The organism is Bacillus sp. FSL R5-0434 (assembly GCF_038004745.1).
Lineage (GTDB): Bacteria > Bacillota > Bacilli > Bacillales > Bacillaceae > Bacillus > Bacillus halotolerans.
The window spans coordinates 635,705-652,088 of the sequence record NZ_JBBORV010000001.1 but is presented as its reverse complement, the minus strand read 5'-3'; the positions used below and the strand labels follow the sequence as shown (position 1 = coordinate 652,088).

Genomic DNA, 16,384 nt, shown 5'->3' with positions numbered 1-16,384 from the left:
TCATAAATACAACCTTTTACATCGAATATTAGAAATATTAAATATATTCACTTACCTGGATTTCTTCTCAAGCTCGGTGATGATCTGTTTATATCTTTTTTCAGTTAAAGGATAAAAGGCTATGATGATGATAGAGAGTAAAATAAATAGACCCGGAATTAAGGCATTCATATGTTTAATCGCATTCAGTGACGTCACGGTTTGATCAGTATTCGCCACATATCCTGCGATTCCTAAATAGATGGCAGAAAACGAACCGGCCAGTGCAACACCTAACTTATTGATAAAACTCATGCTGGAAATTACCACTCCGTCGGCACGAACCCCTGTCTTCCATTCCGCATAATCAACACAATCGGCAACCATTCCCCAAGCAAGCGTATTTAAAGGGGTTGTAAAGAACCCTGAAGCAAATAGCCAGATGAAAATGAGCGTCACCGAAGAATACGCCGTAAAATGCAGACCTGCATACGAAATCAGTGACAAAGCGGCCGATATGATCATCACATTTTTCCTGCCCCACTTCTCAGAAAAGTATGGAATAAACAAGTTACTGATGAGGGCTGCGCCAAAAAATAAAACGGTTCCAAAGAACACCAGTTCCTTATGATTCACGTTATACGTAAAGTAGTACACCATTGTACTGATTTTAATATTAAACCCTATTGCAAAAGCTAAAAATGATGACGTTAGAATCAGCAAAGGTTTGTTTTGAAACAAAACAGATAACGTCTTTTTCATTCCCTGTTTCTTTGTTTTCTTAGGCGCAATCCGCTCACGCACAGTAAAGAAACTAAAGAGGTTCAAAGCGATGCTAACAATGGCATAGACGAGAGCTGTCATTTGAAACCCAAATGCCTGGTTCTCTCCTCCCAAAGCTGCTGCAAGCGGTGTTGCGCAGGAGATGGATAGAAGGATTCCGACATAAACCAAGATCATACGAGTTGTTGTTAATACCGTCCTTTCTTTTACAGAATTCGTCATCCGGCCCGTTAAGCTGTTCACCGGAATCGTTTGCATACTAAAGGACATGCCGAGCAGAATATAGGTGATATACGCATATACGATGTTTCCCGTTGCTCCAAAGTGAGGCGTGGTGAAACACAGGACAGTAAATAATGCGAAAGGAAATGCAACCCACAGCAGATAAGGCCTTGCCTTTCCCCACCTTGTGTTCGTTTTATCTAAAATAACCCCCATAATCGGGTCAAAAATAGCATCCAGCACCCGCACAACAAGAAATAATGTAGCGATGACCGCAGGCTGTATGCCGCCGATGTCCGTGTAATAAAACAGCAGGTATGCGTTTACAAATTGAAACACAATATTATACGACATATCACCGAAGCCGTATCCGATTCGTTCAAGCCAGGACAGACCGGCACTGGATTTTGTTTGATGTTTCGCCTTCATTACCGTTGCTTTTTCTGTTTGAATCATCTTTTCCACCCCAAGAATCCGTTTTCAATATTGAATACAAATCCAGTAAATAAGAGGGAGAATACGAGATTCTCCCTGTTCACTCAGCTATTCGGATAAACCATCACTTTTAAACATTCATTCTTAAATTGCAGTGCCCGCTCCATCGCCTCTTGCGTATGCTCCAGCGCATATTGATCCGTCACAAGGTGCTTCGTGTCAACAATACCCGAAGCAAGGAATTCAATTCCTTTTGGATACGTATTGGCATAACGGAAGATGCCGTATATATCAATCTCATTGTCTGCGATAAATGGCACATTTAGCGGAATTTCATTCTGAGAAGGCAAACCGACAATCGCAAGCTTTCCGCCGCGTCGTACAGAAGCCAATGCAGATTGCAGTGCCGCAGGATTCCCCGCTGTTTCCCAAGCAACGTCAACGCCTCTATCATTTGTGATTTTTTTAATTTCTTCAAGAGCATCTTGTTCACGGATATTAATCACATGAGTAGCTCCCGTTTTTTTCGCGGCATTTAACCGCAGCGGCTCTAAGTCGGTCACAATGATTGTACTGGCTCCAAATGCTTTAGCGGCTGCAACAGCCATTAATCCAACAGGGCCCATTCCCATGATCGCAATCGTTGATCCAGGCTGAAGCTTCGTTCTCATCGCTGCATGGATACCGACAGAAAACGGTTCAATCAAGGCAGCATCCTCATAGGAAAGTGAATCTGGAATTGAGAAAACAAAGTCCTGTCTGATTTTGATATATTGTACAAACGCGCCGTCTACCGGTGGTGTGGCCAAAAACTGTACATCCGGACAAAGGTTATAACGCCCTTCTTTGCACGCTTCACAGCGTCCGCACGTAACACCAGGTTCAACAGCGACGCGGTCACCGACTTTGAATTGATCAACAGACGAGCCGACAGCCGCGATTTCTCCCGCGCACTCATGTCCGAGGATAAATGGCTTTTCCACTACATAATTGCCTATTCTGCCGTTTGCATAGTAATGCAGATCCGATCCGCAAATCCCGACAGCCATCACCTTAATCAACACTTCATCCTGACTGATGTCAGGTACAGGCAATGTTTCTATTCTGATTTCTCTTGTGTTATGCATAATAGCTGCTTTCATGGTTTTAGGTACTGTATGAGTCATTACGGCAAATTCCTTTCTTTATGAATACTTCTAACGACATATGGCCGCTTCATCAAGAAATGTAAGTGCATACATTTTTGCGTTTTCTGTTACTGTCCTCATTTTATCTGCTTTTCAGAATGTTCAACAGCTTTTCATGCTGTATAAAAGGACAGCCGCACTGTACTTTTTGATTTTTCATATACAAAACTAGAACGATTGATAAAATAGTACTAATAGGAGGTGCAGGTTTTATGGCTGAACTTGAAGATCGAAAACAATTTGCAGAATTGCTGGCATCTGGCGTAAAGTCATTAAAACTTCATCCAGATTATAAAGTCAGAAGGAATAAGAACGAAAAAACAAGACAGTCTTATTTAGACAACATTTCACACCAGCTGGGAGTTTCCCCAAACACGATTAAAAGCTGGATCGGACAGATGGGTGTGAACTATGTCCCCGGAAGAATCGAAGACGGAAAACTGTTCGGAATGATCTGGATCATTCTTGAAAAAACCGATATGAATATACAGTGGTTTACCGACCTGCTTGAGACCACCACTATACCGGTAATCAAACCTGCACTGCCTGTATGGGCAGCCTCATGTCTTAAAAAAGCAAAAATAGTACGGCAGGACAATTCATTCGGAGCACCGCTTGATCAAGATATTGAAAAAACAGTCAAACGTTTATTTCCCGATATTCTCGACCATAAAACGAATGCGCTTACAGAACAGATGCCTTTGACACACAACTTACCGTCACGCTGGTCGGGTCACTTTATAGGAAGAAGATTTGACATCGAGGCGATACGGCAATGGATGCTTTCCCCATCACCCGTCTGTTTAATTACCGGATGGGCAGGCACGGGAAAAACGACAACTGCTCTAGAAGCAGCCTATTCCTGTATCGGCGATTCCTCAGATTGGCCGGCATTCAACAGCATCATCTGGCTCAGTGCTGATTGGAAGGGATTAAGCTTTAGTGATTTTTTAAATACGATTGCCTATCAGCTCGGTCGAACGGAACAAATCGATAAATCCATAAACGAAAAACGATTTGTCGTCCGCAATGCTCTTGCCAATTATACTAAAGAAAAACCGGTACTGCTGATCGTGGACAGCATAGACACTGCCGAAAGAGACATTCACGAATTTATCACCAGCCTGCCTCAAGGCGTGAAAGTCCTCCTCACAGCACGTGAAAACTTGAAGCAAACCTATCGGGAAGGCTTCGGAGAAATGGTAACCATACAGCTGAGCGGACTTGAACAAACAGATGCCCTGGAATATTTTCATCAAGAAGTGAACCGCTGCCTGCAAATGTGCAACGATCCAACTAAACGAGAAAAGCTAGCGCAGCTGCTGGAACTATCTCCAGAACTGAAGAGCGAGTTCATTTCAGCGACAGCCGGAAACCCGAAAGCCATGGCACTCAGCATCGCCTATATGTCAGACGATGACATTCCCGCTCGGCAGCTGATTCATGATCTCGGAAAAGCAGGCTACTCACTATTAGATCTGTTTGATTTTCTATTTGGGCGCACATGGCACAGATGCAATGAAGACACCCGGAAGCTATGGCAGGCGCTATGCTTTTTCAGCAAGCCGCCAGATGAAAAAAGCCTGGCGGCAGCAGCCGGATTAGACGCTCGCCGTTTCCATTACGCAGTTGAACAAATGCGGTCTTTTGCTCTGATTCAGCCCGAACGAAGCAAAAGGACACAGTACTTAGCCCATCAAACCGTTGTCGCATACGGAGAACAGCACTTATCCGAAAATCAGAAGTATGAAAAAGAAGCCCGCAGCCGCTGGGCGCACTATTATATTCATTATGCAGAAACCCACTTAAAGCGGGAACAGCCAAACTCTATCTATTGGAGCTATCTCCTGGGACGTGATTTGGACCAAATCAAAAAAGAATGGCCAAACATCCTAAAGGTGATCAAATGGTCAAGCGAAACCGGACAAAATGAAATCTTAATTGAACTCATCACCCGCATCAGCCATTTCCTAAGCAGAATCAACCTGCCCCTGCGAATCGAATACGGACGTAAAGCCGCCGACGCCGCCCATCAATTAGGCCAACACACACGAGAAGCATTCTTCCGAATCGACACAGCAGGCTGGGCACTGATGGAAGTCAATGATTTAGACGGGGCACTTCAGCAAATTGAAGCCGGCCTGAAAACTCTGGAACAATCAGACACTGGAGAGCAAGACGTTCACGATCTAAAGGTATGGGGACTCGCACTGCAATCGAGGCTGTATTTAAAAGCCGGAAGTCATGAAAAAGCAGAAGCGATTTTAACCGAAATCAAAGATAAACCGAATTCCCCTGCGATTCAGCACAGAGTTCTATTGGTTCGCGGAGATCTGAGCTTTGTGAAAGATCATAATGAAGAAGCCATTCAATTATACGAAGCGGCAAATCAAATCAGCTCCATGTATGGGGGCGAAAAAACGATAGAAGCCTACTTCAATTTGGGTGTGGCTTACGTGAAATGTGATCTGTTTGAGAAAGCGGAAGAAGCCTTTGAGCAGATGCTTTATGACAAACACAACGCTAATCAGGTTGAGCTGATTTATTATTATTATGGGATGGCGCAGCTGTTGCATCGTAAAGGAGAGAAAACGAAAGCGATGGAAGCTAATCAGAAAGCGATTCGTTTGATTGATTCGTGGGAGCCTGCGATTGGGATTCGGGGTGAGGTGGAAGAACTGGGGAGTGATTGAAGGAAGAGATTGAAATCACATTGTAGTTAGGAAAGTATGAGGTCAATCTTAGACAAACGATCTTACACCTACACCTTCTCTTTTTATAAACTAAAAAAGCTTTACTGATAGAATACTATGAGCATTTCAAATGAAATCAACGGTCAAACCCTTGGTATATCAAGGGTTTTCGCCGTTTAATTACATCATGCCGCCCATATCAGGCATTCCTGCGCCGCCAGTTTTCTTTTGGCTTGTCAGCGACAACGGCTTCAGTTGTTAAGAACATTGCCCCTACAGACGCAGCGTTTTGAAGTGCAGAACAAGTTTGGGTCAATGCTTAGCACATCTGAGGTTTTAAGTGATAATTTATTTATAATCAGTTAACAACAACCACTTCTTTAGATATTGCTACTTCTTTCATTAAACAGTAGTAGTTGCTGGTTGTGAAGTTCCTGGAATATTTTATCATTGATCCTTTTAACTTTGTATTTTGCTCCAAAAATGGATTATATGGTCGTCCAGTTTTAATAATGTTTTGTATTATGCCCATAGATAAATTATATTCTCATTTCACGAGATCAGCTATATCTTGTCGTGAAGCTGTCTCTATTCGTCTACCATCTGTGAATATAACCACCATAGGTCTTGCAAAGGGACTTTATTAGTTTCCTATATTTCATTTTTCCTTTCTTACTTTCACTCAATTTCCCTTCCTCAGTATTCTTTGTATTAGATTTTCATAACCCTTAAACAAACCAATGCTTTTAAAAAGCTCGATTATTTCTTTTCTTCTTCTCGTCAAATCGTGCCACAATATTAACTTCAACTAGGTTGGTCTTATTACCAACAAATCCATTCCATAGCTTTGTTCTATACGTTAATCGTTTTCTCTTGTTCCAGAGTCTAAGTTAGGTGCTTTTTTTGGAAATTTAATGTTACTTAGGGTGCTAAAAATCTAATATCTATGGTAAGATATTGTTTAAATCTTAAGTCTTTTTTCATATTTCTTTTTTACAAAAGAGGTGCACCTATGAAACTCATTACATATGACCATCATTTAGGAAAACAAGCAATCAAAGAACAGATGTTACAACCTCTAATTGATTCACTGGATGCTGTAGAATTTATAATCAAAAAAGGTTGCGCAACCAACTTACGTAAAACTGTTGAACGGTTAATTCAACTGCAAGGGTGGTCAGATAAAGTTAAAATTGATAAATCAAAGGGCATTACGATTACATCTATGAAAGATAACGTTGGTTTATGTATTCAAACAGGTAACGTGGGTAGGTTTTATGCTGATATACTTAAACTTCAGACCTTATATTTAAATGGAAAAGCAGAGGCAGGGATTTATATCCTTCCAACAAAGCGAGCTGCTGTCATCATGGGAGAGAATTTAGCGAATTTCGAGCGTTTTGTTGAAGAGTTAGATTTATATAAAAAAATCATTACGATGCCGATTCATGTAATAGGTATCGATATCTAAAGGAGCGATGCAGAGTGGAACTAGGTTGGGCTTACCCAAGAAGAAGAGAACTTATTGATCGATTGCAAAACAGCGTTACAAACGATCAACACAAACACCCTATTAACTTTCAAAATGAAAGAAAGTTTTTTCCTATTTTCAAAGTTGATATTGGCATGCCAAAATATCGTTTATCAAATGGACGTACGCAAGATGCACAAGAAGAACACTACACAAAATATAACTTACCAGAGAATTATTTTGAAAGAGATATTGAATTAGAAGAAGTACATAAGGTACAGCATGGAATATTAAAAAAGCAGCTTAGATCAACAGGAGGTATCGATCTACTTGTTTATTTTTTAAATAAACAACAGGAAGAACCTCTTATTTTAGATAATGATGGATTTGTAGTAAACGGAAATCGCCGTTTATGTGCCATGAGAGAGTTACATCAAAAGGAAGTTGATTCTGGTGTAATATCACCAAGATTTTCTCATGTCGAAGTTATTATATTACCTCCTTGTTCGGAAGAAGACATTCTGACATTAGAAAGTAAATTGCAAATTATTGAAGATATCCAAGCTGATTATGTTTGGACGGCTGAAGCTTGTATGTATCGCTCTCTTCGAGATAAAAAAGGATATACAACAGAAAAAATTGCTGGGATTTATGATAAGAAACCTGAGCAAATTGAAGAGCTGATTTTATTATTGACCTATGTTGATCAGTACCTAGAATCACGTAACATACCAAAACAATATTACCAGATTCTCGATCAACAGTTAGCATTTGAAGCGATCATAAAAGGAAGAAAAAAAATAGGCGATGATGAAGATAAAAAGGATATCTTTCAGAGCATTGCTTTTTCTGTTATTGAAAACCCATTAAAAGGTATGGGACGTTTATATAGCTTTTTACCTAAAGTTGCAGACAATATCGATGCGATCATTGAACGAGCAAAAGAAGAATTTCCACCTGAAGAAGGGCAAATTTCGATGGATAATGAACTAGTAGGTGACGATCTTTTCAGTAACAGTGAATTTGAAGATGATTTAATAGCTCTTGCTCAAACTTTAGATAAAGAAGAAAACAGAGAAAACGTTGTTCATGTTGTAAAGGATATGATCGATGCTGAAGATGATCGTCAACAAAGGTTTACTGTAATCCAAAAAATCCAACGAGCCAATGCCATGTTACAGGATGCTGTAAATATGTTTGACAATGAAACGGAGACTGATGGTATTCAATCACAACTTGAAACAATCGAAACTCATATTGAAACTTTAAAGGGGAAACTTTTAAATGTTACACATTAGGTATTTGGTGAATAGGCATGCTGCACAACTCATAACAGAAAATGAACATCATATTGGTTGGCGCGAGTTATGTCGAACATGTAAAGAAGCCGGTCAAGATGTGTCAATCAATACAACAAATACACTTACAATGCCGTGGTGGTCATTTTTATCCATTCGTGGTCCCATTAATCGAATCAGAAAAAAACACCGTTTGCCTCTGACTGCTGATGAAGAAGCAACAAGGCTTTTAAGGTTATCAGTCGCAAGAGAAAACACCTACAGACGTGCTCAAGAGGGCTATGAAGAATACACCCTAGAAGATGTAAAAAGTCTCCTTTTAGAACGTGGATTTCAAAGACAACTGACACCACAACAGCTTCGAAATGTTGCAAGACTAGGATCTCTACCATCAGGGGCAACCTTTTCTGTCCCTGGTGCTGGAAAAACGACTGAAGCACTCGCTTTATATTGTTTAAAAAAGGCTGAAAACACTCGATTACTGATTGTTGCACCTAAGAATGCTTTTGCTGCATGGGAGGAAACCTTAGAAATATGTATGCCAGAAAGTCCAAAAGTGGTACGGTTACGTGGTGGTTCAAGAGCTGTAAATCAGGCGTTATTAAGTAATCCACACATAATGGTGATTACCTATCAGCAACTCCCAAATGTCTTAACAGAGGTTGCTTCCTATTTGAGTACGGTTCCGTTTTATATGTATTTAGATGAAAGCCATCGGATCAAACGAGGAAATGATGGTGTGTATGGTCGAGCCGTATTAAGCTTATCTCACTTGCCTGAACAAAAGCTGATTATGTCTGGTACACCCCTTCCAAATTCAACGGCTGATCTTATTTCACAGTTTAACTTTCTATATCCTGAAGTGAAAACTGATAGTGAATCAGTCATTGAATATATTCGTCCTGTTTATGTACGGACAACTAAAAATGAATTAGGCTTACCTAATCCCATTTATAGTGTAACACCTGTTCAGATGAGCCCAGCTCAAAGAAGGCTTTATAATCTAATGAGGGATGAGGAACTAAGACAAGCTGAAATTTTTTTAGCACGTGACCGTAATAAATTGCGCTCAATGGGAAGAAGTGCTTTAAGACTGCTTCAAGTTGCTTCTAATCCATCATTGCTTGTAAATAGTGACTTCAAACATCACGAACTATTAAAAGATGTATTGTTAGAAGGAGATAGTCCTAAAATTAATTACGTCTGTGTTCGAGCTAGACAACTTGCCAGTGAAGGAAAAAAAGTCATTATTTGGTCTACTTTCGTTGAAAGTATTGAACAAATTGCTACTCGCCTTAGCGATTTAGGAGCAGATTATATTCATGGTGGTGTTGACTCAGGTAGTGAAGAAGATAGTGATACAAGAGAAGCAAAAATTAAACGTTTCCACTATGACCCAAATTGTTTTGTCTTAGTTGCAAATCCTGCTGCAGCTGGTGAAGGGATAAGTTTACATACCGTTTGTCACCATGCTATTTATGTAGATCGTAGTTATAATGCAGCACATTTTTTGCAATCAGTAGACAGAATTCATCGTTTAGGTTTATCACCAGATATAGAAACACACGTAGAGCTTGTTATAGCACCAGATAGTGTAGATCAATCGGTTGAGCGAAGATTATCTGATAAAATTAACAGGATGTCACAGGTATTAAACGATCCATCCATAATGATTGAACCTGAATATGCAGATGAAGAAATTGAAAGTGGGTTTAGTGAACAAGATATTCTTGATTTCATTAACCACTTACGCGGAGAATAGAATATGGCATTTTCAGTCGGCATTCTCTATTCTGTTCAAAAGTTTTTAAGATTTGTTAGTCAAACACCGCTAAAATCAACGGAATTTTCGACAACATTTCATCGATTTGGAGCAACTTCTTCGTCATTACTACTCGAAGTAGCTGAAAGATGCAATTGGATTAAGCTTGACTTCGAGGGAAATATTAATATATCGGAAAGTGGTCAAAAAATTCTTATACAAGCAAGTATGCGTGATGCATTACGTGTCCAATTAATGGATATAATTGATGAATATAGACCATCTTGGTCTTATCTTATCCATAAAGGAAGAAAGGAGGCGTTTCAGTATTTCCCTTCTAATGTAAAGCAGTGCTTTAAGGAAGCGGAGCTGACTGATTCCTATGATCATACTGTAATCGAGTGGTGGGATATTTTAGCTTTGATTGCCAGGGGAAAGCAGCAAGACTCCCAGCTAGAAATAGGTAGGGCAGGCGAGGAATTATCTTTAGAATATGAGAGAAATAGGACCGGAAAAAATCCAGTATGGCAGTCAATTGAATCGAATTTATCTGGGTTTGATATTCTTTCATGTATTAGCTCAACTGATCCGGCACCTCTTCGAATAGAAGTAAAAGCAACTACCACTTCTTCGGATTCATTTACCTTTTACCTAACAAGAAATGAGTGGAATGTAGCTGAAACATCACAGTATTATCAGTTTCACTTGTGGTTTTTAGGGAAAGAACCAGAGTTATTTATCATTGATAAAAGCGATATATCATCACATATCCCATTAAACCAAGGTTGTGGAATATGGAAAAATGTAAAGATTACACTTGATATAAATACCATAAAAAGCAAAACAAAAAGGGGCATTAGCCCCTTTCAGTAGGGGATTATCATCATTGATAACCCCGTTTTTTATATTTTCCAGCGGGTATTTCTTCGTAATCAGACTTATTAATTTTGATATTACTAAGTATAGGAGGTATGCCTTTATCAGAATGTTCTTGGTTTGCATCCATGTTTGCAAGAAAATAAATTGCTTCTTCTATATTTACTTCCCCATAAGAGTCGTTTACAATCCCGTTACTATATAAATATAAATTGTTTTCATGAGTTTCTAATAAATTTATTGCTTCTTCGACTGTTATTAAATGCACCCTTGTAATTAGTCCATATTTGGAAAATGGGGCATTTTGATTTAATTCTGTAAGCTTAGATTCAAAATCAGTGCTATCGTTATAATTAAAATTGTTATTTAACACAAAATAATAACTAGATTTACCTATTTTATGCTTTTCTGTTTTTTCCTGTTCATTCATTTCCTCTTCGATGGCTATGGCTGCCAAAAAAGGTGATAATTCATTGGTTTCTTTTTGTCCAAAAATTTTAAGCAATGTTTTTATCATTGCTTTTGGAAACTTTAAAACACGTAATTTATAAATTGCTTCATTTAAGAGCTCTTTTAATCTCTCTTGATTGTCATAATAACTATTTATTTCATGTATTTTTTCTTCGATAAGTGGTTTTGTAACATATTCAAATATCTTTTTGTAGTCTGGATTAGTATCTAGTCCTAAATATTTTCTATTAAGATTTAAGGCAGTAGCAAGAAGAACTCCAGTTCCAGCATATGGATCGAAAACCACATCGTCTTCATCTGATGATAACTTAATCATTCTAGCCATCATTTCAGGTGGAAAGGGACATGCGTGTTTAAATTCTTCATTCCCAAAATCTTTCTTTGTTCCCCAACTACCTTGTGTAGGAATGATAAATTCCCATATATTGTCTGGTACTTTCCCCTCAGGACTATATCTTTCAGGATAATTAACCCACCACTCTTTTAATTCATCCACTGTTTTAATTCGTTCAATATAATATTTATAATTCTTTGATTTTGTAAACATGTGTATATATTCAAACGTATTTCTCATTTGGCCCTTACGTGACCATGGAAGAGTTTTACCTTTATTCCATATAATTATATCCTGATGGATCCATCCAACATTTTCTAGTCTTTTTGCAATATCATCGGGTAATCGAACTAATCGTCCATTTCGTTTTAAGGTATCACTATTTACATAGAGCGTAGCTGTATCCTTAGATAATTTGTAAATTGTATCGAAAGTTTGCTCAATATCATCTAAATAATCTTCGTAAGTTTGTTTATATCCTGTTTGTTCTACATCTCCATACTGTTTCATGTCCCAATATGGAGGAGAAGTAATAATGAGGTCGATGAATGGCTCTATATCGTCAGGCATGTATTTAATAAGTTGTTTAGAATTACATGTAATATACTGGTTAAGATCATTTATGTCTAATAATTGTTCATTTATATGAATCATATTTTTTCATTCCTAACACATTTATTTGCAAGTTTCATTATATCAATGGATTGAAGAAAGATCCATACCTTTTTTTACAATAGGTGTTTTAATTCTAACTAACATGGACTTCTAGATATAAATGGTTACAATTGATTTAATTACTCAATATATTTTAAATTACAAAATATAAAAAACAAATCAAAAAGGTGTTGTTATGAGTATTCTAAAACATTAAGATGTGAGGTTGCGATTGTTAAAGTTCCTCTAGATGGTGAAGTTTGCGTATAAATAAATGCAGCAAGTTGTTAGGATATTTTTCTTGTTAACAAGTAAGCAGCTTAGTGGAACTTCTTTCTAAAAGTAAAACAAGAACTAGATGACCGATTATATTTGTTAAAAACATTTAAATGTGACAGGGATTAATTAGGTTAGGACATCAAAACGGGATGAATTTGTTATTACACAGGAAGGGGAACAATTTGTTAAAGAGAAAACTTTCTTTATTTGAGACCTGAAGTTAGATATTCTTTTCAAAATTGGGTACCGAGTATCAAAGGAAATTATCAAAAAGAACATTAAAAAATCCCATGAGTGGATTGATCGGATATATTCAATTAGATGTTTTAGTGTTTGAAAAGATTATACACAAGCACAATGATGAGATGATAAATTTCTTGCGAATAGTAATAAATTAGGGATTTTTTAGTGTTATTGATACAAAAGACGGAAACAAAGGATACTTTAAGATTTACCCAAGGAGCAAAACGATCGATTGTAGTGAAGAAATATAGAATAAAACTATCCGTTTAATTGATAGACTGAATTAGTAAGCTTATGAAGAATTTTTAAGTTTTAAGTTCTGTAATAAAGGGAGCTTCCTAAAAAGAGCTCCTCTTAAAATTTTATCCCTAAAAAAAGTTCAGTAAATCTATTCATCATCTCTTCTTCAGCAATACCAAGTAGTGGGTTAATAGGTTGTGGTTTATTTGTTTCCATCATTTGCTCAAGTTTCTTTTTCTCAATTATTACTTTAGCCATATCATTTGCATATGCAAGACGAGCATTAAGTAAAATACACAACTGCTTCATAAATTCATTGACTTGCTTGTTAAATTTCTCGAGACGGAGTATGTACCGTTCACACTCGTCACTATCCATATCTAGTGATAACAGCTTTTGTTCGTTTTTGTATTTCAAAAATAAGTTACACACCAGCGTGTTCAAAGAAATACTGTCGACCTGTATAAAATGGTCAATTAGCTTTTTGATCTGATTCTACAGTTTTAGCATTGGTTACCTGCTTTTCACAATATCATTAGATCTAGGACTTGTAGTATTGGTTACAACTGCTTTTTCAGCTACTTAGTTCTCTTTGTGCCTTTTATAAGTTTCTACGGAAGTTTGCAAGTAGTTTTTCTAGGGCATAAAATCATACCTTTCAATTTCTTGCTGCTGAGAATTTGAATTTTTTCTTACTGACCTCACCTCATTCTCTTGGTCCTAGACGTTTTTAAAAAAAGACCTAGGAGGGGGAAAAACAAAACCAATTGCTATCAAGCAGCTGACATAATAAATGATATGTTATCTGTAGGGTCAAAATCGAAGTCAAGCCAATCCTTAGTTCCTAATTGTGTTTTACTTGATTTACAAAGCGTCACGAGATTGTTTTCTTCCCATCTAACTTAAACATTCTTTCCTTAAGATATTTCTGGCATTCCATTAAACATTTTCACATCTACCATAGCTTCTAAGTTTTTAGAAAGCTTTTGGTCTATAAGTACTATGGACTTGAGCGGAATTAATTACTGGTATGGTCTTATAAATTCTAGCAACATAAGCTCCAGCCGACTTTAAAATGTAGTCCGTTTCAGAATTGATTCAATAAAGTAATATTCTCGCATTTTCATAAATTTAGGGTTGGCTTCCTGTTTCACCTGATTCAGTATCCAATTAGTTCATTTTGACATGATTGCTTATAACCAAGTAACATTTTTTTCGTAGGTGCCACAATACAGTCTATAATGTCCGAACGTCTTGCTCTTGCGAACTGCTGGATAAATTCAGTTGAATATCTTGAGTGAAAGCTACACACCACTTTTAAATTTGGATCGATGATATTCACACCTTCATTTCATACAGAAGTTGACCATAGCTTGTCGGTAGGTAATATGCCCTTCATTTGCATTTTCGCCTTTGACTACAATATCAATCCAATCCAAATCTTCCTTTTGCATTTTCACCTTATCAGCTGGATTGTACTTAATTACTTCACATTCCACCATGTAATTTTAATGAAGCTCTGATTCTTATCAGCTTAGTGTTAATCGTGCTGGCCTTATCACCTTTTTCTTGGTACATTAACAGATCTGCCGAACAAAGCTGTATGTAATGTCCTCTCCATTTTCAATAGAGTAATCAATAAACTTGGCTAAAATCTTTTCATAATTCTTGATGTTTGTCTTGGTCGTGTCTTTAATTTCCTAAATTCCTGATAAGTAAATTTCAACTACATAAAAACCACTCCCTATTTTTATTAGGAAGTGGTTATTACTTCAAATATAAATTTATTTCATCACTACTTCACAGAATGAAGTGTAGAATTACATCATTCCGCCCATACCGCCCATGCCGCCCATATCAGGCATTCCTGCGCCGCCGGCATTTTCTTCCGGTTTGTCAGCGACAACAGCTTCAGTTGTTAAGAGCATTGCTGCTACAGAAGCTGCGTTTTGCAGTGCAGAACGTGTAACTTTCGTTGGGTCAACGATACCTTTTTCGATCATGTTTACCCATTCGCCAGTTGCAGCGTTGAAGCCTACGCCGATTTCTTCGTTTTTCAGGCGCTCAACGATGACAGATCCTTCAAGACCTGCATTGTGCGCGATTTGACGAATTGGCTCTTCAAGCGCGCGAAGCACGATGTTGATACCTGTTTGCGCATCACCTTCAGCTTCAACTGCAGCGACTTTGTTATATACGTTGACAAGCGCTGTACCACCGCCGGATACGATGCCTTCTTCAACAGCTGCGCGAGTTGAGTTCAGGGCGTCTTCGATGCGAAGTTTACGCTCTTTCAGCTCAGTTTCAGTCGCAGCGCCGACTTTGATGACAGCTACGCCGCCAGCAAGTTTAGCAAGACGCTCTTGTAATTTTTCTCTGTCGAACTCAGAAGTTGTTTCTTCCACTTGAGCGCGGATTTGAGTGACGCGTGCAGAAATTTTATCTGTTTCGCCAGCGCCTTCAACGATTGTTGTGTTTTCTTTTGTAACGACAACTTTAGAAGCGCGTCCCAATTGTCCGATTTCAGTAGATTTCAGGTCAAGGCCAAGATCTTCTGTGATGACTTCTCCGCCAGTAAGGACAGCGATGTCTTCAAGCATTGCTTTACGGCGGTCACCAAAGCCAGGAGCTTTAACAGCAACTGCGTTGAATGTGCCGCGAAGTTTGTTCACAACAAGTGTTGCAAGAGCTTCACCTTCAACATCCTCAGCGATCAGAAGCAATGGTTTGCCTTGCTGAACAACCTGCTCAAGCACAGGAAGGATTTCTTGAATGTTTGTGATTTTTTTGTCTGTGATTAAGATGTAAGGATTGTCAAGAACCGCTTCCATCTTATCAGAATCAGTTACCATGTAAGGAGACGCATATCCGCGGTCGAACTGCATACCTTCAACAACTTCAAGCTCAGTTGTGAAGCCTTTAGACTCTTCGATTGTGATAACGCCGTCGTTGCCTACGCGCTCCATTGCTTCAGCGATAAGGCTTCCGACTTCCTCATCAGCAGCAGAGATCGCAGCAACCTGAGCGATAGATTCTTTGCCTTCGATTGGCTTAGAAATTTCTTTCAGATTCTCGATCGCAACGTTTACAGCTTGTTCCATACCTTTACGCACGCCTACAGGGTTAGCGCCTGCTGTTACGTTTTTAAGGCCTTCACGAATCATTGCTTGCGCAAGAACTGTCGCAGTTGTTGTACCGTCACCGGCAACGTCGTTTGTTTTGCTGGCTACTTCAGCTACAAGCTTAGCACCCATATTTTCAAACGCGTCTTCAAGTTCGATTTCTTTAGCGATTGTTACACCGTCATTAGTGATTAACGGAGAACCGAATTTTTTCTCTAGAACCACGTTGCGTCCTTTTGGTCCTAAAGTTACTTTTACAGCATCAGCAAGTGCATCGACACCGCGAAGCATTGCGCGGCGAGCTTCTTCACTAAACTTAATATCTTTTGCCATGT

10 protein-coding genes and 1 pseudogene are annotated in these 16,384 nt (G+C 38.5%); 5 read left to right on the top strand and 6 right to left on the bottom strand.

Annotated elements, in window-relative coordinates; genetic code table 11:
• Positions 1 to 51: 51 nt before the first annotated feature.
• Positions 52 to 1,440 carry a glycoside-pentoside-hexuronide (GPH):cation symporter gene (locus NYE43_RS03395; RefSeq protein WP_024120419.1) on the bottom strand — a complete coding sequence of 463 codons (1,389 nt, stop codon included), beginning with the start codon at positions 1,438 to 1,440 and terminating at the stop codon, positions 52 to 54.
• 83 nt (positions 1,441 to 1,523) lie between these two features.
• Entirely contained in the window at positions 1,524 to 2,585 is a 1,062-nt protein-coding gene (gene gutB / locus NYE43_RS03390; RefSeq protein ID WP_341060887.1) for a sorbitol dehydrogenase, read from the bottom strand.
• A gap of 233 nt (positions 2,586 to 2,818) precedes the next feature.
• Between gutB and NYE43_RS03385 the strand changes: the two genes are divergently transcribed.
• The gene (locus tag NYE43_RS03385) at positions 2,819 to 5,299 is read left to right on the top strand and encodes an NB-ARC domain-containing protein (RefSeq protein WP_341060885.1); all 2,481 of its coding nucleotides are present in this window, start codon (positions 2,819 to 2,821) and stop codon (positions 5,297 to 5,299) included.
• A 180-nt stretch (positions 5,300 to 5,479) separates the two neighbouring features.
• Here the strand turns inward: NYE43_RS03385 and NYE43_RS21680 are convergent.
• Positions 5,480 to 5,606: pseudogene (locus NYE43_RS21680) on the bottom strand (hypothetical protein); the annotation flags it as partial.
• A gap of 705 nt (positions 5,607 to 6,311) precedes the next feature.
• Between NYE43_RS21680 and NYE43_RS03380 the strand changes: the two are divergent.
• The 4 genes from NYE43_RS03380 to NYE43_RS03365 are packed head-to-tail and all read left to right on the top strand — an operon-like array spanning position 6,312 to position 10,703.
• Positions 6,312 to 6,770: a BglII/BstYI family type II restriction endonuclease gene (locus NYE43_RS03380; RefSeq protein WP_341060883.1), complete on the top strand. Its 459-nt coding sequence runs from the start codon at positions 6,312 to 6,314 to the stop codon at positions 6,768 to 6,770.
• A 14-nt stretch (positions 6,771 to 6,784) separates the two neighbouring features.
• Positions 6,785 to 8,068: a hypothetical protein gene (locus tag NYE43_RS03375; protein ID WP_341060881.1), complete on the top strand. Its 1,284-nt coding sequence runs from the start codon at positions 6,785 to 6,787 to the stop codon at positions 8,066 to 8,068.
• Positions 8,055 to 9,830 carry a DEAD/DEAH box helicase gene (locus NYE43_RS03370; RefSeq protein ID WP_341060880.1) on the top strand — a complete coding sequence of 592 codons (1,776 nt, stop codon included), beginning with the start codon at positions 8,055 to 8,057 and terminating at the stop codon, positions 9,828 to 9,830. Before NYE43_RS03375 ends, NYE43_RS03370 begins: the two co-directional genes overlap by 14 nt.
• A gap of 3 nt (positions 9,831 to 9,833) precedes the next feature.
• Positions 9,834 to 10,703: a DUF3883 domain-containing protein gene (locus NYE43_RS03365; protein WP_341060878.1), complete on the top strand. Its 870-nt coding sequence runs from the start codon at positions 9,834 to 9,836 to the stop codon at positions 10,701 to 10,703.
• Positions 10,704 to 10,713: 10 nt separating this feature from the next.
• On the opposite strand, the gene NYE43_RS03360 is transcribed toward NYE43_RS03365, so the two are convergent.
• From NYE43_RS03360 to groL, 3 genes are all read right to left on the bottom strand, one after another.
• Entirely contained in the window at positions 10,714 to 12,165 is a 1,452-nt protein-coding gene (locus NYE43_RS03360; protein ID WP_341060876.1) for a DNA-methyltransferase, read from the bottom strand.
• Positions 12,166 to 13,041: 876 nt separating this feature from the next.
• Positions 13,042 to 13,344, bottom strand: a complete 303-nt coding sequence (locus tag NYE43_RS03355; RefSeq protein ID WP_341060874.1) for a hypothetical protein — start codon at positions 13,342 to 13,344, stop codon at positions 13,042 to 13,044.
• Positions 13,345 to 14,747: 1,403 nt separating this feature from the next.
• Positions 14,748 to 16,382 (bottom strand): chaperonin GroEL, encoded by a 1,635-nt coding sequence (gene groL, locus NYE43_RS03350; RefSeq protein ID WP_010333214.1) that lies wholly within the window; start codon positions 16,380 to 16,382, stop codon positions 14,748 to 14,750.
• Between the last annotated feature and the right edge of the window lie 2 nt (positions 16,383 to 16,384).